The organism is Alteromonas sp. AWJ4_199, assembly GCF_056159165.1.
Genome location: NZ_JBSWUR010000001.1, coordinates 1,198,389 through 1,219,323, shown reverse-complemented (window position 1 = coordinate 1,219,323; position 20,935 = coordinate 1,198,389). Strand labels below are relative to the sequence as shown.

Annotated in this window: 18 protein-coding genes; all 18 read left to right on the top strand. The window is 45.1% G+C overall.

The genetic code is table 11. The annotated features are described in order from the left end of the window. Nucleotides 1-2: 2 nt before the first annotated feature. The 18 genes from ACXAER_RS05320 to ACXAER_RS05235 all read left to right on the top strand — a co-directional run bounded on the left by ACXAER_RS05320 (nt 3) and on the right by ACXAER_RS05235 (nt 20,787). The gene (locus tag ACXAER_RS05320; protein ID WP_474827292.1) at nt 3-773 is read left to right on the top strand and encodes a cell division protein FtsQ/DivIB; all 771 of its coding nucleotides are present in this window, start codon (nt 3-5) and stop codon (nt 771-773) included. Between the two features lie 7 nt (nt 774-780). Further along, entirely contained in the window at nt 781-2,010 is a 1,230-nt protein-coding gene (ftsA, locus tag ACXAER_RS05315; protein ID WP_071815699.1) for a cell division protein FtsA, read from the top strand. Between the two features lie 109 nt (nt 2,011-2,119). Beyond that, nucleotides 2,120-3,286, top strand: a complete 1,167-nt coding sequence (ftsZ, locus tag ACXAER_RS05310) for a cell division protein FtsZ (RefSeq protein WP_474827290.1) — start codon at nt 2,120-2,122, stop codon at nt 3,284-3,286. Nucleotides 3,287-3,499: 213 nt separating this feature from the next. Then, nucleotides 3,500-4,411: a UDP-3-O-acyl-N-acetylglucosamine deacetylase gene (gene lpxC / locus ACXAER_RS05305; protein WP_014980041.1), complete on the top strand. Its 912-nt coding sequence runs from the start codon at nt 3,500-3,502 to the stop codon at nt 4,409-4,411. 208 nt (nt 4,412-4,619) lie between these two features. Continuing rightward, entirely contained in the window at nt 4,620-5,498 is an 879-nt protein-coding gene (locus tag ACXAER_RS05300) for a peptidoglycan DD-metalloendopeptidase family protein (protein ID WP_474827288.1), read from the top strand. Between the two features lie 179 nt (nt 5,499-5,677). Then, nucleotides 5,678-8,386, top strand: a complete 2,709-nt coding sequence (gene secA, locus ACXAER_RS05295) for a preprotein translocase subunit SecA (RefSeq protein ID WP_474827286.1) — start codon at nt 5,678-5,680, stop codon at nt 8,384-8,386. Next, the gene (gene mutT, locus ACXAER_RS05290; RefSeq protein ID WP_474827284.1) at nt 8,386-8,766 is read left to right on the top strand and encodes an 8-oxo-dGTP diphosphatase MutT; all 381 of its coding nucleotides are present in this window, start codon (nt 8,386-8,388) and stop codon (nt 8,764-8,766) included. Before secA ends, mutT begins: the two co-directional genes overlap by 1 nt. A 373-nt stretch (nt 8,767-9,139) precedes the next feature. Then, a complete protein-coding gene (locus ACXAER_RS05285; RefSeq protein ID WP_474827282.1) occupies nt 9,140-11,047 on the top strand; it encodes a methyl-accepting chemotaxis protein in 1,908 nt (635 codons plus the stop codon). A gap of 29 nt (nt 11,048-11,076) precedes the next feature. Then, nucleotides 11,077-12,624, top strand: a complete 1,548-nt coding sequence (locus ACXAER_RS05280; protein WP_474827281.1) for a chemotaxis protein CheW — start codon at nt 11,077-11,079, stop codon at nt 12,622-12,624. A 41-nt stretch (nt 12,625-12,665) separates the two neighbouring features. Continuing rightward, entirely contained in the window at nt 12,666-13,703 is a 1,038-nt protein-coding gene (gene cheB, locus ACXAER_RS05275; RefSeq protein ID WP_474827279.1) for a chemotaxis-specific protein-glutamate methyltransferase CheB, read from the top strand. 14 nt (nt 13,704-13,717) lie between these two features. Beyond that, entirely contained in the window at nt 13,718-14,353 is a 636-nt protein-coding gene (locus tag ACXAER_RS05270) for a HEAT repeat domain-containing protein (protein ID WP_474827277.1), read from the top strand. Then, nucleotides 14,353-15,207 carry a CheR family methyltransferase gene (locus tag ACXAER_RS05265; RefSeq protein WP_334049715.1) on the top strand — a complete coding sequence of 285 codons (855 nt, stop codon included), beginning with the start codon at nt 14,353-14,355 and terminating at the stop codon, nt 15,205-15,207. Before ACXAER_RS05270 ends, ACXAER_RS05265 begins: the two co-directional genes overlap by 1 nt. 1 nt (nt 15,208) lies before the next feature. Further along, entirely contained in the window at nt 15,209-15,577 is a 369-nt protein-coding gene (locus tag ACXAER_RS05260; protein ID WP_474827275.1) for a response regulator, read from the top strand. After that, a complete protein-coding gene (locus ACXAER_RS05255) occupies nt 15,577-18,123 on the top strand; it encodes a chemotaxis protein CheA (protein ID WP_474827273.1) in 2,547 nt (848 codons plus the stop codon). The genes ACXAER_RS05260 and ACXAER_RS05255 overlap by 1 nt, the downstream gene beginning before the upstream one ends. Further along, on the top strand, nt 18,114-18,371 hold the full coding sequence (locus ACXAER_RS05250) for a hypothetical protein (RefSeq protein ID WP_039218621.1): 258 nt from the start codon (nt 18,114-18,116) through the stop codon (nt 18,369-18,371). The genes ACXAER_RS05255 and ACXAER_RS05250 overlap by 10 nt, the downstream gene beginning before the upstream one ends. Further along, entirely contained in the window at nt 18,368-19,123 is a 756-nt protein-coding gene (locus ACXAER_RS05245) for a ParA family protein (RefSeq protein ID WP_474827271.1), read from the top strand. The genes ACXAER_RS05250 and ACXAER_RS05245 overlap by 4 nt, the downstream gene beginning before the upstream one ends. Next, a complete protein-coding gene (locus ACXAER_RS05240; RefSeq protein ID WP_014950410.1) occupies nt 19,120-19,488 on the top strand; it encodes a response regulator in 369 nt (122 codons plus the stop codon). Before ACXAER_RS05245 ends, ACXAER_RS05240 begins: the two co-directional genes overlap by 4 nt. Before the next feature lie 9 nt (nt 19,489-19,497). After that, a complete protein-coding gene (locus ACXAER_RS05235; protein ID WP_474827269.1) occupies nt 19,498-20,787 on the top strand; it encodes a methyl-accepting chemotaxis protein in 1,290 nt (429 codons plus the stop codon). The last annotated feature ends 148 nt before the right edge of the window (nt 20,788-20,935 follow it).

Below are 20,935 nucleotides of genomic sequence, written 5' to 3'. Positions count from 1 at the left end.
ACGTGGCGGATACCAATACTAACCAAGTTAAGTCTGCTTCTGAAAAAGGCGGAAAAAGCAAAACGGCAGTGTGGGGCGGGGTCGCTTTCTTACTGTTTGTAATTGCTGGGTTAGTATTTGGCGGGCTTAAAGCAAACCAGTATTTGCAGGATGAACAGCAAATGCCGGTACAGGTTATCGATTTTTCTGGTGATTATCAGCACATCGATATTACCAAGCTAGAGCGGTTAATACGCAAGGCGCAGCCTGGAAGCTTTTTCGCGCTTGACGTCAACGAAGTATTTGAGCTTGTTGAAGCGCAGCCTTGGGTTTATCGCGCGTCAGTAAGAAAGAAGTGGCCAAATACGTTAAAAATTTATTTGGTTGAGCAGCAGCCGGTTGCGCAATGGAATGAAGATTTGTTGTTAAACCCTTATGGGGATACGTTTAACGACGAAGGCGTGAAGCTTGATTTGCCGCGCTTGTACGGTCCGGGCGGCAGTGAAAAAACCGCCCTTGAGGGCTATAACTCGATGCATGCGTTAATAGCAACAACAGACATGGCAATCGATGAATTGTCATTGAGTGAGCGATTTGCGTGGCAAGTGCAGTTGAAAAACGGCATTAAATTAAATTTAGGGCGTCAGGAGTTTATCGATAGGCTTCAACGGTTTATTGATGTTTATCCACTTTTGGCGCAACAAGAGAAGGCGGTGAAATACGTCGACCTTCGCTATGACACGGGCGTAGCAGTCGGATGGAAAGACGACAGCGCCACAGATGAAGAGAGTTAAGGAAACCATGTCAAAACCTGCTGAACGCAATTTGATTGTAGGGCTAGATATCGGCACCAGCCAAGTAAAGGCCGTGGTGGGTGAATTACTAGAAGACGATCAAATCAGTATCGTAGGCGTGGGCACCCATGCATCGAAAGGCATGGATAAGGGCGGCGTTAACGATTTAAACCTGGTCGTTAAGTCGGTACAGCGTGCAGTAAACGAGATGGAGTTAATGGCAGATTGCCGAGTGTCTTCAGTTTTCATGTCTATCTCGGGACGTCATGTAAAATGCCAAAATGAAAATGGCATGGTACCGATTAACAACCAAGAAGTAACACAAGAAGATGTAGATAACGTTATTCACGCGGCACGCAGTGTGCCAATTGCAGCGGAACGGCGTTTACTTCATGTGTTACCTCAAGAATTTACCATTGATGTGCAAGAGGGTATTAAAAATCCAATTGGCATGTCAGGAGTAAGAATGGAAGCCGATGCTCACATTATTACTTGCGCCGACGATATGGCGAAAAACATGGTGAAGTGTGTTGAGCGTTGTGAGCTTAATGCCGATCAGCTGATCTTTTCAGCATTGGCATCAAGTTATGCGGTACTCACTGACGACGAGCGAGAGCTTGGTGTGTGTGTGGTTGATATTGGTGGCGGCACTATGGATATGGTTATATTCACAGACGGTGCTATTCGCCACACGGCAGTTATACCGGTTGCGGGTAATCAAATTACCAGCGACATCGCTAAAATATTTAGAACACCAATTAGCAATGCAGAAGAAATAAAGGTGAATTATGCCTGTGCATTGAAAGATATGGTGAGTATGGAAGACAGCATTGAAGTGCCTAGCGTGGGTGGGCGCCCAGCTAGAGTGATGTCTCGTCATACGCTAGCTGAGGTGATTGAACCTCGCTATCAAGAGCTTTTTGAGCTGGTACATGATGAAATTCGTGCCAGCGGTCTGGAAGAGCAAATCGCAGCAGGTCTTGTACTTACTGGCGGTACCGCTAAGATGGAAGGTGCTGTGGAATTTGCAGAAGAACTTTTCCAGATGCCCGTGCGCGTGGGCAAACCCATCAACGTAAAAGGCTTGTCTGAATACGTTGATGATGCTGGCTTTGCAACAGTCGTAGGGCTGCTGCAATATGGCAAAGTACAATCTGATAATAAGAAGTCCAGTACGCAGAAGACCGGTGAAAGCTTATTTCATCGAGTGCAAAGCTGGTTTAAAGGTGAATTTTAATTTTATTTTGGGGGCGCTATAGCTACGGCATTAAGGCTAGCAGGAAGCAATTAGCCTAAGGGAATGACCTGGCGTAGTGTTGAAAAAGACGTACAACCGGAGAGTAAGTATGTTCGAATTAATGGATAGTCACGGCGAAGAAGCCGTAATCAAAGTCATCGGTGTCGGTGGCGGCGGTGGTAATGCCGTTGAGCACATGGTGTCTCAAAGCATTGAAGGCGTAGAATTTATCGCAGTTAACACCGACGCACAGGTGCTTCGTAGCTCAAGTGCAGACGTAACACTTCAAATTGGCTCAAGCGTAACCAAAGGCTTAGGTGCAGGTGCCGATCCAAATATTGGTCGCGAAGCTGCGCAAGAAGACAGAGAAACCATTCGTCAGGCACTAGACGGTGCCGATATGGTTTTCATTACAGCCGGCATGGGCGGTGGTACAGGTACAGGTGCAGCACCTGAAGTAGCGAAGATTGCTAGAGAAATGGGCATTCTTACAGTAGCGGTAGTGACTAAGCCGTTCCCATTTGAAGGTAAAAAGCGTACCTCTTTTGCTGAGCAAGGCACTGTAGAGCTTGCCAACAATGTTGACTCGTTAATTACCATTCCTAACGAAAAGCTATTAAAAGTAATGGGCCCAGGCACGCCGCTTCTTCAAGCATTTAGCGCAGCAAACGATGTATTGCGCGGCGCCGTTCAAGGTATTGCGGAGCTTATTACTCGCCCTGGTCTGATCAATGTTGACTTCGCAGACGTACGTACTGTTATGTCTGAGATGGGTAAAGCCATGATGGGTAGCGGTGCAGCAAGTGGTCCAGACCGCGCTGAAGAAGCTGCGGAAGCAGCAATTGCCAGCCCGTTGCTTGAAGATATCGATTTGTCAGGTGCACGCGGTATTCTTGTAAACATCACAGCGGGTCCTGATTTCGCTATCGATGAGTTCGAAACTGTGGGTAACGCAGTTAAAGCGTTCGCATCAGAAAATGCGACCGTGGTTGTCGGTACCGTTATCGATATGGAAATGACAGATGAGCTTCGCGTAACGGTTGTTGCGACCGGTATTGGCGCGGAGCGTAAGCCTGACATTTCATTAGTAAGCGCAGAAGGTTCTCGCCTTACACAGCCGGCTAAGGAATACGGTAATTCACAGGCAAGTGAGCCGCGTTCTGCAGTAGGTGGTACAGAAGGTAACCAAGCGCTGAAAGCTGACGATAGTGCTCAGCCAGACAACGATTTGGAGTATTTAGATATTCCTGCGTTTCTTCGTAAGCAGGCAGACTAATTTAGCTGCCTGAAAAGGAAGGGAATTATTTTACGTTTGTGTTGTCTTACTCATTAAGATGTATTTACACAGCGTGAAGAATTTCGCGTGAATAGGTCGAAAAAATACGTAATCTGACAAGGTGAAACTTGCCAGAACGGGTGTTTTTTGACATGTGAGTAATAACTCACTATAATTCGCGCCCGCTTTTTTAATAGGTAAAAGCTTAAGCAGATGATTAGACAACGTACAATCAAGCAATCGGTACAAGAGACCGGAATTGGGCTTCATAAAGGGGAAAAGGTCACAATGACTCTCCGACCTGCGCCAGCAAACACGGGTATCGTGTTTAGGCGTGTTGACCTTGAACCACATGTTGATATACCTTCGCGTGCGAACGCGGTAGGTAATACCATGCTGTGTACGTGCCTGAATAACGAAGACGGTGTAACTATCCAAACGGTAGAGCACTTAGCGTCTGCGCTTGCAGGCTTAGGTATCGACAATATTATTGTTGAAGTAGACAGTAACGAGCTGCCAATTATGGACGGAAGTGCTAGCCCGTTCGTATTTTTACTTCAATCTGCCGGTATCGAAGAACTAAACGCGCCCAAGCAGTTTATTCGTATTAAAAAGCCAGTTCGTGTAGAAGATGGCGACAAGTGGGCCGAATTAGTGCCTTACGATGGATTCCGTGTTGATTTCCAAATTGACTTTGATCACCCTGTGATCAGTCAAACTCGTCAGCATATGGTGATGGATTTCGATTCATGTTCATATGTAAGCGAAGTTAGCCGCGCACGTACCTTTGGTTTTATGCGCGACTTAGAGTACATGAATGCTAACAACCTAGCGTTGGGTGGCAGCATGGAAAATGCTGTGGCGCTAGATGAGTTCCGCGTACTTAACCCTGAAGGGTTACGCTACGATGATGAATTCTTAAAGCACAAAATTTTGGACGCCATTGGTGATTTATACCTTGGCGGTCATAGTTTAATTGGTGAGCTGCGTGCTTATAAAACTGGGCACGGCCTTAACAACAAACTTTTAAATGCCGTTTTGGCACAGAAAGAGTGTTGGGAGTTTGTGACCTACGACTCTCAGGAAACGGCACCAATTCGTTACGCTCAACCGGCGTTAGCGTAAAAATTTAGAAAAGCCGCCTAACGGGCGGCTTTTTTTCATATGGCAATTACTGTAATAAATGATACAGTAGCCGAATAATTAATATAAATTTCACCCATTCGACAAAAAAACTATAAGTTGAAGGTTGTCGCCTTTGGCTAAAACACATTCATAGTGTTATGAAGTGGTATGAAAAAGAGTGGCGTGAAACAGCAATTTTCTTCGTGGTATGAAATTAACAATCACATTAGCAGGTAAAAATAAACGCTACAGACACAGCATTAGTGTCCGTACGCTCGTGAGCGCAACCGTGCTCTCGTCTATTTTTATGCTAGTGTCGAGCCGTTCTACTGAATCTGTGTCGGAAGATGTCGCACGGGTTCGCTTAGCGCAAACTGAAGTCAGCGAAAAACAAAAAGACGTTGAGGCGCTAAAGCAACAAACCACAATAAAACTAAAAGCTTTGCTTTCTCATGTAGCAGAATTGTCTGCACAGGCCTCGCTACTTGACGAAAAGGGCAAGCAAATCGCAACAGAATTAGGTATGTCAGCGGCTGACCTGGACGCTTTCGTACCGGTATCGATACCGGAAAACCTCCAAGACGACCCCATCCTTCACGAAATAGCTAAATTAGAGCAATCACTTGATTTAAAGTCTCAACAATTGTCTATGCTTGAAAGTTTGGTAAGGGGTCACCATATCAACGAACAGAGCCAATTATCTGGTCGTCCGATAGAGTCAGGGTGGTTGTCTTCTTATTATGGTATGCGGGCCGACCCGTTTACTGGCGAACCTACTATGCACAAAGGGCTAGACTTCGCGGGTAAAGCAGGGGAAAACGTAGTAGCAACTGCCGCAGGTATTGTAACCTGGGCGGGTGAGCGCTATGGCTATGGCCAACTAGTAGAAATTGATCACGGTGATGGCTATGTTACCCGCTATGGGCACAACGACATCCTTACTGTTTCAATAGGTGATGTGGTGACCAAAGGGGAGCCAATTGCAAAAATGGGCAATACAGGGCGCTCTACGGGTGTTCATGTCCACTACGAAGTAATAAGAAACGGAAAACCAATCGATCCTCTGCCTTTCGTTTACAAAAAGTAGACAAGGTAGCAGCCAGGTAATTCTCGTTGATGATGCCTTATTAGTTGAGGTCATTTGAAGCGAAGAAGCATAATTTAAGAACATCGCAAAACACAATGTAATTAATATTGTGTTTTATACGTTTAATTTAGCTGTGCACGATGTGCGGCGCCTCGACAAGTAGTGGAATATAAAAGCTAATGTTTTCAAGCATCCTTCGAAAAGTATTCGGTAGTAGAAACGACCGATTATTAAAAAAATTACGCAAAAACGTAGATGCCATTAATGCACTGGAAGCAGAATTTGAAAAGCTTTCCGATGAGGCGCTAAAGGCTAAGACGGACGAATTTAAAGCCCGTATCGAAAAAGGTGAAAGCCTGGATAGTATCCTTATTGAAGCCTTTGCTACGGTGCGTGAAGCCAGTAAACGTGTTTACGGTATGCGTCACTTTGACGTGCAAATGCTAGGCGGCCAAGTACTTCACGAAGGCAAAATATCTGAAATGCGTACTGGTGAAGGTAAAACCCTAACGGCTACGTTGCCAACTTACCTTAATGCCCTATCGGGCAAAGGTGTTCATGTTGTTACCGTGAATGACTATCTAGCACGTCGTGATGCTGAGTGGAGTAATCAGTTATTCATGTTTTTAGGTATGCGCGTAGGTTGCAACGTACCGGGTATGTCACCTGAGCAAAAGCGCGACGCTTACCAAGCAGATGTTACCTATGGAACCAACAACGAGTTTGGTTTTGATTACCTGCGCGACAATATGGCGTTTAGCCCGCAAGATCGCGTTCAGCGCCCGCTTAACTATGCGGTAGTGGATGAAGTTGACTCCATCTTAATCGACGAAGCCCGTACGCCACTTATTATCTCTGGCCAGGCTGAAGATAGCTCCGAGTTATATCGCCGTATCAACGTCATCATTCCCAAGCTTGTTCAGCAAGAAAAAGAAGATGAAGAGGGTCAAGAAGGCGATGGTGATTACACTATTGACCTTAAAGCAAAACAAATACACCTTACCGAGCGCGGTCAATTACACGTTGAAGAGATACTTCATGAAGAAGGCTTGTTGCCTGAAGGTGAGTCGCTGTTTGCTGCAGGTAATATTTCACTGCTTCATCATATTAACGCTGCGCTTCGTGCACACAAGTTGTTTGCTAAAGACGTAGACTACATCGTTAAAGAAGACCAAATCGTTATTGTTGACGAGCATACGGGTCGTACGATGGAAGGCCGTCGCTGGTCTGAAGGTTTGCACCAGGCCGTAGAAGCGAAAGAAGGGGTTCGTATTCAAAACGAAAACCAAACCCTTGCGTCAATTACCTTCCAGAATTACTTCCGCTTGTATAACAAGCTTGCGGGTATGACAGGTACTGCCGATACAGAAGCCTTCGAATTTAACCATATTTACGGCTTAGAAACGGTAGTTATCCCAACCAACCGCCCTATGCAGCGTAAAGACATGGCTGACCTTATCTACCTAACGGCAGAAGAAAAATACGAAGCCATTGTTGAAGACATTAAAGAGTGCGTTAAACGCGGTCAGCCTACGCTAGTGGGTACGGTGTCTATCGAGAACTCAGAGCTGATTTCTCGCATTCTTAAGAAATCAAAAATCCCTCATAAGGTACTAAACGCAAAGTTCCACGAACACGAAGCGGATATCGTTGCACAAGCTGGTAAGCCAGGCGCGGTTACGATTGCGACTAACATGGCAGGTCGTGGTACCGATATCGTGTTAGGTGGTAACTGGCAAGCGGAAGTTGAGAAAATTGAAAATCCAACTGAAGCGCAAATCGAAAAGATCAAGGCTGAGTGGAAGAAGAGCCACGACGCAGTACTTGAATCTGGTGGTCTACACATTATTGGTACAGAGCGTCACGAGTCTCGCCGTATCGATAACCAGCTTCGCGGTCGTTCGGGCCGTCAGGGTGACCCGGGTTCAAGCCGTTTCTACCTGTCATTAGACGATGCGCTAATGCGTATCTTTGCCTCTGAAAAAATGGGCAATATGATGAAGCGTTTGGGTATGGAGCGCGGTGAAGCCATTGAGCACCCATGGGTAACTCGCGCCATTGAAAATGCACAGCGCAAAGTAGAAGGCCGTAACTTTGACATTCGTAAGCAGTTGCTTGAATACGATGATGTTGCAAACGATCAGCGTAAAGTTATTTACGAACAGCGTAATGAGCTTCTTGATGAAGGTGATATTAGCGAGACTATCGCAGCTATTCGTGAAGATGTTATCTCAAGCGTTGTCGATGAGTACATTCCGCCACAATCTCTTGAAGAAATGTGGGATGTAAGCGGCCTTGAAGAGCGCATGCGAGCCGACTTCGCCGTAGACTTGCCAATCAAGACTTGGCTTGAAAATGACGACAAGCTTTACGAAGAGAAGCTTCGCGAGCGCATTCTTGGCGAAGTCGTTGACGCTTATAAGCAGAAAGAAGCGGTAGTGGGCGAGCAGGTACTGCGCCAGTTTGAAAAAGCGGTAATGCTTCAAAACCTAGATAGCCACTGGAAAGAGCATTTGGCGGCGATGGATCATCTACGCCAAGGCATTCACCTACGCGGCTATGCGCAGAAGAACCCTAAGCAAGAATACAAGCGTGAGTCGTTTGCACTGTTCTCGCAAATGCTAGAAGCGCTTAAAGTTGAAGTGATCACTATTCTTGCGCGTGTAAAAGTACAAGCCGAAGAAGACGTGCAAAAAGTAGAAGAGCAGCGTCGTCAAGCTGACGATGTGCCTAAGAATTTTGAGCACGAAGAAGCGAGCGCAACGCCAGAAGAGGCAAGTGACAAGGTACGTACGCAAGTTCGCGAAGGCGCGAAAGTAGGCCGTAACGACCCATGTCCTTGTGGCTCTGGTAAAAAGTATAAGCAGTGTCACGGTAAGCTTAAGTAATGAAAGTGGTACATGTTGCTGTGGGCGTTATCGCCCGCGGCGATGACATATTTATTACCCTTCGCCCAGACAACGTTCACCAAGGCGGAAAATGGGAGTTCCCTGGCGGCAAAGTAGAAGAAGGTGAGACCGTTCTACAGGCGCTGAAGCGAGAGCTTGCTGAAGAAGTTGGGATTATTGTGAACCGCAGCGAGCCTGTGATTGTGATCACCCATGATTATGGCGACAAGCAAGTTAAACTAGATGTTCATCGAGTGTGTGATTTTACCGGCGAGCCCCATGGCAAAGAAGGTCAACAATCTCGATGGGTAAATGTGAAAGCACTTAACGCCTCTGACTTTCCAGAAGCTAACGTTCCTATTATTAGCGCACTGCGGTGAATGCGATCTAAATAGCTACAAATCAAAGCGGCCAATGGCCGCTTTTTTATTATACCTAAGTATAAACTACTCATTTTCGAACATTTTCTTTTCAAAAAAAACACACCTCTAACCACGTTATTAGACTTTTGTACTTTGACAAAATCGCCATTCTCACCTTGCATAACGCCTAATATATAAGTTTTTGTTTTTATATAGCAATATTAAAAAGCGCCATTTGTGACTTTAATGACATTTTGGGGTTGGGGCACGAGAATTTGTGCGTTGGGTGCTTGTTTTTATATAAACGTATCCGGATTCATACTTTAAGGGGATAAGATTTAAACGATATTTAAAAGGTGCATTAACAGCCATTTATATATCGAGGTTAATTATGGCGCTCAAAAAATCATCTGACCCAGTAGCCGCACCCACAGTTCACGTGGATGCGAAAATGAGAAAAGAAGCTGAAGATCAGCGCCGAAAAGCTCGAACGCTAGCAAGGCAACAACAAGCCGCCGAGCGCGTGGCGTCGGCTACTACCGAATTAGTTAGCGGTGTGAATCAAGCCTCTAGCGCAACAGACCAGCTATCCACGGCTGTAAATGAAATTGCAGCGGGTGCCGAAGAATCAAGCAGTGCCAGTCAAGAAAGCTTAGCGGCTGTCACGCAGATATCAGGCGGCTTAGTCGCGCAGCTTGAGCTTGCAGGCGCAACCATGGATAAAACCAATGAACTACAAACGTTTTTAGAACGTGTAGTCGGAGATCTGGGCACTATGATGACCAGTGTTAAGACGGCTTCAGAACATCAATCTCGTTCGGTCGTGATGATGAGCGAGTTAGAACAACAGGCTTCTAACATTGGCGAGGCCGTTAAACAAGTAACGCGCATTGCTGATCAAACCAATCTTCTTGCGCTTAATGCTGCTATCGAAGCCGGTCGTGCCGGTAAGCATGGTAAGGGCTTTGCTGTAGTGGCTGACACGGTGCGTGCCCTCGCTGAGGTGTCTGACAAAAGCGCTGCCGACATCGCTAAGCAAATTGAAAAAATTCAGGAACAATCAAATCTAGTATCTGATGCTGTTAAGTCTTCATCAGAAGCCGCACTTGAAGAGGTTACTAAAGGTGAAGCTGTTACCGAGCAATTAGTCACTATCAAAGATGATATGAAATCGATTGCTGATGGAGCTGAAGAGCTTCAAGCACAAGTTAAATCGATGGATGGCGCAGCCAAAGAAATTCAACAAGGCTCTGAAACTATCTCTTGCGCAGCGGATGAACAATCTACGGCAGCTCAAGAGGTATCTTCCAACGTATCTGAACAGAGCGTTGCATTATCGCAGGCAGAACAAGCAGCTCAGTCGTTAGAACTTATAACCGAAGAGTTAAAAAATAGCACCGATATAAATAAAAGCGCTGAAGAAGTGGCATCTTCTGCAGAGGAATTATCGGCGACGCTAGAAGAGATTAATCGCTCTTCTGGCGAGATTATGACAGCGCTAACTCAGGTGAACAATGGGTCGCAACAAGCAGCGAGTTCGGTAGATCAAGCCGTCGGTAATATTGACTTATTGCGAGAGGGCGTTGATAAGGCGTCATCTCAGTGCGATGTTGCGTTAGAGAAAGGTATTGCAATAACCGAGCTATTAAAAGAGAACCGTGCCCTTATCGAAGGCATGGTAGGTGGTATCAACTTAGCACTTGAAACCAGTAAAGAGAATGTAAGTGCAATTAACGAGATGGAATCCATGACTCGCCAAATTGACAAGGTCATCGATACCATTACAACGGTTTCGGTTAAAACCAGCATGCTCGCGGTAAATGGCGCTGTCGAGGCAGCGAGAGCGGGTGAGTATGGTAAAGGTTTTGCGGTTGTTTCAGCTGACATTCAAAGCTTAGCCGACGAAGCAGCCGAAAATGTAGAACAAATCAAAGACCTCATAAAAGCCATTCAAGACCAAACGGTTAGTGTTAAAACGGACCTTACCAACGTAGCTGAAAGCGCATCACGAGAAGTGATGAAGGCGGTACAAACAACCAAAGACGTTGAAAGGATAGCCGCCGATATTTCAGAGGTAGTGGAGTATAACCAAGCGATGAAGGATCGCGGTGAGGAAATTGCCGCAGGTGTTACACAAGCGCAAAAAGGCCTCGAACAGATAGCCGCTGCCAACGAGCAGGCAAGCAGCAACTGTCAGCAAGCACTGAATGCAGCTGAGCAACAGAGTAAAGGCATGGAGATCCTTGCAAAATCTATCGAAGAAATTGCCTCGGTAGCAGATGAAATGCAAAACGGCTAACGGTTCACCTTGTCAGAGGAGTCTTTCTTATGACTGATGTTTCAAATGTAGAAAGTACTGAAAATCTTCAGGACGACACGAGTGACGGTGAACAGCAATTCGTTTCCTTTCTTGTGAATGAAGAGCGTTTTACTTTTCCGATGCACTCTGTAGGCGAAATAATACGGGTTCCTACCGTGGTGTCGGTGCCACTTGGACCTGCTCAAATGATTGGGTTAGCCAACCTAAGAGGCAATGTTTTACCTGTATATGATCTAAGCATGATTTTGCTGGGTTTAAGCTCACAAATTACCGATGTGACTCGCGTAGTTGTTGTGGAATCTGAGTTGGGTAGCGTTGGGTTTATGGTTGACCGAGTACTGAAAGTATTTGGGGTGCCCAATGATACGGTAATTGATAAAAAATCGATGACCGAATCTATCGCCTATGAATACATGCAGGGCATTATCAAGCAAGATGACCAGCCAGTAGAACAAATACTCGATGTTTCGTCTTTAGCCAGAGCACAAGCGGTAACAAAGCAGGATGGTAATACGATGCAACTGTCGGGAATGCATCACATAGACAGTGACGACGAGATTGTTGAATCAGATGACCATAGCCAGCAGCAACTGGTTTGCTTTTCTCTTGAAGATCAAGAGTTCGCATTTCATTTACAAGATGTAGAAGAAATTGTTCGTGTACCCACTGAAATTTCTCAACTACCAGAAAGTGCACCATCAGTGCTAGGGCTAGTGAATTTGCGAGGTCGAATAATTCCCATCGTCGATTTAGCAAACTGCATTGGCATGGTTCATACGGAAATTAATGAGGCCTCACGTATTGTCATTGCTCAGAACAGCGACTTCGGCAGCGTAGGGTTTGTTGTTGCCAAAGTAAGCAATGTGGTTTCCATTTCTGAAAGCGAGCTAGAGGCCGTGCCTTCTGTCTGTAATGACGGCGCTGAGTCAGGGGTTCTTGAAGCAGTGTACAGAAGTGACGGTGGAAAGCGTCTTGTGTCGATAATAAACCTAAATAATGTCTACAGCCGAGCGCTCATGACAGCGTTGAGTTCGCTGGATGAAGACATAAAGCAGGAGTCACAGATGAGCGAGAATAACGAGGGCGCCATCAATGAAGATGATTGCGAGCAATACGTCATATTTTGGATTAATGGTCAGGAATATGGCGTAAGCATTGATGACACCCAAGAAATAACCCGTGTACCTGAAAAGCTAGAGAGCATTCCAAGTACCCCTGATTACTTAAAAGGGATTGTAAATCTGCGTGGCACGGTGCTACCTGTCATCGACTTAAGAAGTCGTCTAGGCATTCCAAGCAGTGAATCATCTGAACGACAGCGAATTGTTGTGCTAACGAAGGATAAGCAGCGTACAGGCTTTATTGTTGATGGCGTTGCAGAAGTAAAAACTGTGGTCAAACAAACCATTGAAACAGCGCCTTCGTTGTCAGAAATGCAGTCTGAATTTTTAAGTCGATTAATAAAATTAAACGACGAAAAGCGCATTATTCAAATTATAGAGCCCAATGTTTTGTTAAATGATAACGCCGTGGCTCAAGCGCAGACGCAATGCTAGTTAAGTAGGCTATCTTACTTGGTTGATTAATAGGAGAAGCTATGTCGGTAAAGGTACTTGCGGTGGATGACTCTGCGTTAATGCGCAAACTCTTTACTCAATTGTTTGAAAAAGAGGGGTTCATTGTCCAGGTTGCAAGAAACGGTGAAGAAGCGCTTTCTAAAGCGGTCGAGTTCAAACCTGATTGTATTACGCTTGATATAAATATGCCTGTGATGGACGGTATGACATGTTTGGCTTTATTAAGAAACTTGTATCCATGTCCTATTATTATGGTTTCTTCGCTAACGCAAAAAGGTGCGGCTATTACCCTTGAGGCATTAGCACTTGGCGCCAGTGACTTTGTACTGAAAACAGGGGGCACTGTCAGCCGAGACATTTCCGACATCGAAACGCCGTTAGTCAACAAAATAAATGCGTTAGCAAAGACGGGAAAGGCACAGCGCCCCACTATCAAAGCGCCTCCTGTAGTGAAGCAGCGTGTGGTGAGGAACAATAAAAGCACGCCCTTTGAAATTGTAATGATAGGCGTCTCAACTGGCGGGCCGCGAAAGCTGGAACACCTAGTAACGAATATATCGCCCACATTTCCAGCACCCATTGTGATTTCGCAGCATATGCCAGCTTCGTTTACCCAAGCATTGGCCAAGCGACTCGATGGCTTAAGTCCGCTAACAGTTGTCGAAGTTGACTCAAGAATGACTCTCGAGGCGGGCAAAATTTACTTGGCGAAGGGCGATGCTGATTTAGCTTTTTCCAAAGCGGGTGCAGATATTCACGTTCGCCCCGTACCTGCAAGTCCCAGCTTTTTATGGCACCCCAGTGTCGATCGTATGGTCGATAGCGCACTGAATTGTTACGAACCACTCGCTATGTTATGTGTTCAGCTAACTGGAATGGGCAGCGATGGTGTAGCTGCAATGAGTAAAGCATACAAAGGTGGTGCTACAACAATTGCCGAGAGTGAAGCGACTTCCATTGTATTCGGTATGCCAAAAGAACTGATAGAGGCCGGCTGCGCTAGTCATGTATTAGACAGTCCTAAAATAGTGTCAAAGTTGAATGCACTTTGTCGATAACAGGAGCAAGTGTTATGGGTTTAAAAAAGAAATCAAATGCCAGTGACGACATAGTAATTCAACAAGAAGAAAAGCGCAGTGCTCAACGAACGCCACAGCAGCTGGTAGCCGATTTAGCCTCACCAGACAGCAGCGTAAGGCGCTGGGCAGTGCGGGATTTAAGCGGTGAAGAAAATGCGCACAAGGCCTTTTTAGCGCGACTACCGGCAGAAAATGACCCTACCGTTATCGAAGCATTATTTAGTGCGCTTGAGCACAATATGACGGATGCCGATGCATCTCAACTAATAGGCATGTTGAAGAGCGAACAAGTACAATTGCGTAACGGTGCTATTGAAATTATGCAGCAAAACCCTGATTTGTTCGCACACAATGTGCATAAACTTATGCAAGATGATGACCCAGATACGCGTATTTTTTGTGTTGACATTATTGGCGCAGTAGCACACCCCGATGCGTTAAATTGGCTGCATCATATTGCACTTAATGACGACAATGAAAATGTTGTGGGTACAGCTTTAGACAAGCTTGCAGAAGTATCTGATAGCTCTACCCATGAAATATTGCAAACTGTAGAAAGCCGTTTTCCTAATCATGCCTACATTTCTTTTGTCATTAGCCTAATTCGAAATCAATTAGGGAGTGCGTAATGACTCCAGAAACGTTGGAAAAAATTGCTGTTGCTGATTTCGAGCGCTTTCGGTCGATGTTTTACCGAAAAACCGGGATCCATTTTGAAAATTCGAAACGTTATTTTGTTGATAAACGTCTACACGAGCGAATGAAAGCTACGGGGCACACTAACTTCAAAAGTTATTTTACCTTTATGCGTTTCCAAGCGTCGGGTGAAGAGTTTCAAAACCTAGTCAACGCAATGACAGTGAATGAAACCTACTTTTTCCGCGAAGAGTACCAATTTGATGCAATGACACGCTATATCATGGATGAGCTCGATAGTTATCGCCCACCTGGAGAAGACTTACGGATTTGGTCGGTGCCTTCAAGTACGGGCGAAGAGCCGTACTCTATAGCAATTCATCTTATAGAAAACTGGAAAGGGCTAGCTCATCGAGATGTAGAGATTGCGTCTTCAGATATTGACAGCAATGTTCTAGCGTCTGCTAAAAAAGGGCTTTATTCAAAGCGCTCGGTGCAGAACATTCCAACCGCGTTGGTAAAAAAGTACTTCATAGAGACCAACGGCCAATTTCAGCTATGTGACGACATAAGAGAATCGGTTTCATTTTCGCTAGCCAATATTCTATCAGGTACAAACATGAAGGGGTTTCGACATTTTGACTTGGTATTTTGCCGAAATCTGCTCATTTATTTTGACGATGAGTCGCGTAAAAAAGCAGCACATGTTTTGTTTGATGCGATGAAGCCGGGCGGCTACATCTTTTTAGGTCATAGTGAGTCGATGAGCCGTATATCGTCTATGTTTAAAGTGCGTAAGTTCGGTGATGTTATTGCCTACCAAAAGCCACTTGCAGGAGGGGCGTAACATGAAAACAGTAATGATAGTTGACGATGCGTCTACAGTCAGAATGTTTCATAAAATGCTGGTATCTTCGGACGAACGCGTCGTAGAAGAAGCTGAAAATGGTGTGGAAGCGCTGGAAAAAGCCATTGGCACACCCATCGATTTGTTTTTGGTCGATGTAAATATGCCGAAAATGGACGGTTACCGACTCTGTAAAGAAATACGGCAAAACGAGCTTTTACGCGCTGTTCCCATCATCATGATAAGTACAGAGTCTGCGACTCAAGACGCGCAACGAGCCTATCAATGCGGTGCAAATTTCTACATGACTAAGCCTGTGGACGCTGACTCACTTAAGTCTGTGGTTAGCGCGGTATTAGGAGGTAGCTAATGAGTGAACTACTCGACGTATTTATCGGTGAGTCTCGCGAGAACCTAGAGTCTGCAAGCCAAGAACTTATTGAGATTCAGGCTTCTGGACCATCATCGGACAAAGTGGACAAAATCTTCAGAGATTTACACACTATCAAAGGTTCGTCAGACTTATTCGATATAAAACCACTAACGCGTTTGGCTCATGCCGCGGAAGATTTGCTAGACAGCGTGCGAGCTAAAGAGGTTGATTACAACGACGAAATTGGTGACCTACTTCTCGAGGCGCTAGACCAGATATCTATGTGGTTTGATGAGCTAGAAAATGGAACTCAAAAGCTCGCTGAATGGCAGCCAATCTCTGGCGATTTAAGTGCACAACTGAGAGCCTTCATCGACCCATCTCAAGCTGGTGCAAATACAGCTAAGCAAGACACTGTCACTCACGCTGATAGCAGTGCCAACGAAATCGTTGATTCAGTAGCCACTGCGCTTGAAGCATTCGATGACAATGCGGATATAGCGTTATTATCGAAAAGCGCATCATCGGAACTGTATGTCATGGAATATACGCCTGATGAAGGTTGCTTTTTTCGCGGTGAGGACCCTGTGAATGTCGCACTGGCGCTGCCGGGGTTGCGCGCGTTCGAAATCAACGCGCCCGCGATGGCCGCTGATGCCGATGTTTATCAATGTGTTTTAAAAATAACGGCCCTTGGCGAGGCAAGCGAAGACGCTGTTGTGACGCATATGGCCTATTATGAAGGTCAGTACACATTACATAAGCTTACTCAGCAGGCGCTTAAATATCGCTGTAAAGACAAGATTCTCGATAGCGTGGTGCAGCTTAATGATGAAGCGCTCAATGAGGCTTTAAAAACGGCTCGTGAGACTGGTGATACCAATATGCTGCAGTCGACCGCTGGGCTTTTACTAGCGTCGCAAACACACGCTATGCCAACAAAAGCGGTGTTGTCATTTCTATCATCTGATAACGATCTTACGTTTCTTGATGACGACAAACAAGCCGGCGGTCCAGAGGACTCTGTGGACGACCCGGCCAGCTGTGCTATTGAGCCTGGTAAAGAGGGCTTATTACCACATGAAAAAGAGTTATTAACGCAACAATTAGCATTGATCAACTCTGAAGGCTATAGCGCAGAATTTATGTTTCCTTCAATTTCGATGCTTGTCGGCAATGTGCTAAAGCAAACATTCAGCGATGAAGCGGAGCTAATAAGCGCAATTAATGTTGCGTTAGAAGACGCGTCAAACGACACCGCTGAAGAGCAGGACATTGTTGTTGAAACTACCGACACGACAAACGAAATAGAGACGCAGACAGCAGAAGAAGAGAATTCTCAACCGGCTAAAGCTGAACGACAAGCCGTCAAGATGCTCAAAGTCGACCAAAGCAAAATTGACTATTTAATGGACATAGTCGGCGAACTAACGGTTGCAAAAAATTCACTTCCTTATTTGGCGAAGCAAGCTGAAGAAGAAGGTGGAAGTAAAAAGCTTAGCAAACAGATAAAAGCGCATTTTTCAATTGTTAATCGTTTAACCGAGTCATTGCAAAGTGCAGTATTGCAGATACGAATGGTGCCGGTTTCTCATGTTTTCCAGCGCTATCCAAGGTTGGTCAGAGATTTATCGAGAAAACTCGACAAAAAAATCGAACTTTGTATGCAGGGTGAAGACACCGAGTTCGATAAAAATTTAATTGAGTCTTTATCTGAGCCTCTCATTCATCTACTGCGCAATAGCATTGACCATGGTATTGAATCACCCGAAGACAGAATAGAGGCGGGAAAGCCTGAAACTGGGCGTATTGATTTAATTGCTACTCCCCTTGATGACAGTGTCATTATTGAAATACGTGACGATGGAAAGGGCATTGATCCCCATAAAATTAAGCTTCTCGCTTTTCAGAAAGGCGTAATAACGGAATCTCAGCTTGAGAGCATAGACGATAATGAGGCACTTCAGCTGATTTTCGCCGCAGGGTTTTCTACCAGTGAACAAGTGTCGGACCTGTCCGGTCGTGGGGTGGGCATGGATGCAGTAAAAACCATGGTAAGTCAGGCAGGCGGTACTATAGAAATGCATAGTGAGGTTGGCGTAGGCTCTACGTTCAAGTTGCTTCTTCCTCAGACTATGTCAGTGAATCGCGTCATGATGTTTGAAGTAAACGATCAAATGTTTGGCGTAAGTATGGATGCGGTAGTAGAGACGGTGAAAGTTCCTACGCAGGACATTCAGCGAATTCGCAATGAAAACGTGTTGGTGATACGCGATAAATTAATACCGCTTTGTAATTTGCGAAATGCGCTCGGGTTCGAACCTGACGACGGTAAAGAGGAACACTCGGTATTAGTTGTGTCAACGCCGCAGGGCGAGTTTGGACTTATTATTGATAAGTTTCATGAAGGTATTGACGTTATTCAAAAACCCCTTGAAGGCGTCCTTGCTGGCTACTCCCATTTCTCAGGTACAGCATTGCTTGGAGATGGAAGGGTATTACTCATAATTAATGTGCAGGAGGTTTTATCCACATGCCTGTAACGTACAAGAAAAAAGTAGCAGTGCTTACTGGGCATTGTGAAATTGAAGAGGCCGAAACCCTATTTAGTTGGCTGACAGAGGACGCCTCGCGACAGTTGAACTTGAAGACGTTAACAACGGCACATACTGCGGTTTTCCAAGTGCTACTTTGCTTACGACCAAAGGTTAGTGTACAGCCCGAATCGTCAGAACTATATTGGATAGTAGAAATGCTTCAATCAGACAACAATAAAGTGTGGTGTGAATGAGAGTGATCACGGTTGCAAATCGCAAAGGTGGGACAGCAAAGACTACTACAGTGGTCAATCTTGCTTTTGGTTTGGCGCAACATGGCAACCGTGTTTTAGTTCTGGATTTAGATAATCAAGGGCACGTGATGCAAGGCTTGACGGCGCTTGGCACTGAGTCGCAAAACATCATAACCACCATGCCTCTTAAAGGCTTTTTTACTTCGATTGTTAAATGTAGTGAAAAAATATACGCCACCAATGTCGACACCACGCGCGCAAACACTAACGATGATATTGCGTTAGACGCTATCCGTTTGTGGTGCGATAGCGACCAAGTATCGCCGTATTTCGATATCGTTATTATCGACACGCCGCCAACGTTAAGCCCTCAGCTAATGGCAGCACTGTCCGCCGCTACGGATATCATTATACCTGCTACGCCAATGCCACTTGCAAGCGACGGTGTACAAAAGCTGTTAAATGCGTGTCGCAAGGCCATGGCAGAGCGCAAGTTTAGAGCGACAAGCTTAACCATTTTACCGGTAATGGTAGAGCAAAATTTAAAGCTACATCGCCAAGAGTTGAGCAGCTGGTACGGCCGCTATGGTCGAAAAAAAGTGCTTAGTCCAATACATAAAAACATAACATTAGCCGAAGCATTCGCAAAAAATAAGCCGGTATTTGCTTATGCGCCTCACAGTCGTGGAGCTCGAGACTATACTGAATTGTGTAAACAGTTAATCGGCTATAAACAAGAGGTAATGCAATGAGCGCAATACACTTAGTAGATGATTCAGCAACAATGCTGATGAGTATGGAAATGCTGCTAAAGCGGGCAGGCTATACGGTAACAAAGTCAGAAAGTGCGGAGGCGGCTATGACAGCGCTTGAATCAATATCGCCCAAGTTGATTATTACTGACCTAAACATGCCAGGTATGAATGGTATCGAGCTAATAAAAACATTAAAGCAGCAATCGAAATTTAGATTTACCCCCATGTTGATGTTAACTACGGAATCGCAGCAAAGTCGTCGAGAAGAAGCGAAAGCGGCAGGTGCTACAGGTTGGCTTGTCAAACCCGTCGAGCCAGAGCAATTGTTAGGTGTAGTAAAGCAGTTGGTCCCAACTGCATAAGGTTAAAACATGAAAGTACTTGAAAAAACAAAGCAGTATTATGAGTTGGTACTCGCTGAGAAGTTTAAAGTGCTTAAGGATAAGATGAAAAAGGTTCAGGACTCACTTTTACTTTGGAGCGGTTTGATTGGTGTGTCTACATTGGGAATGGCAATCTCCTTGAACATATCGCCACAACTACTAAATGGGCAAGCTGGTACTGTTGCCACAATTCTGGGTTTCTTGAGTTTTATTACGTGGTATTCGCACAGGCAAACAAACGTATTTAACGTTAGCCTGAATAAACAGGAGAGTTATTTACAGGAAACGTCTGAGCAGCTCAACGAAACACATACTCAAGTCAGCGAATATGTAGCCATCCTCAAAGGGCAAATGGACGGCATAAGCGCTATTACCGAAGACGCCTCAATGGAGTTGATGAAAGCGCTGTATGAAATTGAAAGCAGTATTCAAGACAGTATAGATAATGTTGAATTAGGTCAGAAAAATGCCATTAGCTGTAAAGAAAAAAGTGCGGACGAATTTGAAATTGCAGCTCAGCGCCTCACCAATATAAAAGAAATGATCAGCACGCAGCGAGCGCAACAAATTGCAGATACTGAAGCTATTCAAGGGGTAATGCGTGAGGTTGAAAATCTTAAAGAGCTTACCGAACTTGTCAAAAATATTGCGTCCCAAACCAACTTGTTAGCGCTCAATGCGGCAATTGAAGCGGCGCGTGCTGGCGAATATGGGCGCGGGTTTGCCGTGGTAGCCGAACAGGTACGTATATTATCGTCACAGTCTTCAGAAGCGGCTGAAAAAATAGAGTCGGGCATAAAATCAGCGCTGGACGCTGCACATATTCAAGGTGAAAAAATGCTTAATTCAACACGTGCGAACGATACGTGTGAATTATTAACTGGGTTTTCTGATTCGCTTGAAAATATAACGCAACACTATCGTGTGCTTGAAGAACTAAACCCTAAAATGCTGGCGTGCTTCTCGCAAAGCGCCACCGACGTTGCGGTAAAAGTAAGCGGTGCCATCGCGAAAATTCAGTTCCAAGACATTATTCGCCAGCGCACCGAGCATGTGAAACTAGAGCAAGACGCTATTGTAAGTTTATTTGGGCAGTTTTCGTCATACATTAATAACAGAGAGCATTTTGATGATTCGTTTAATTTAAGCACCAAAGAAATGTTTGAAAAGTATGTAATGGAAGACCAGCGTAAAATTCATTTCGATATTAATGAATCATCGCCGGAAGAAAAAAATGAGTTTGAAGAGGCGCGAGAGCCTAAGATAGAGCTTTTTTAATATACTCTGACTCAGGTGCCGCCTACGTTCATTTCTTTAAGTTGAGCGAGCCGTGAAACTTAGGCTGACGGGCGAGAAAGCCTACCTTACAACAAAAGTGCCAGTCGGTCTCTGACCGGCATTTTTCTATTTAATGCTTTCAGCGTTT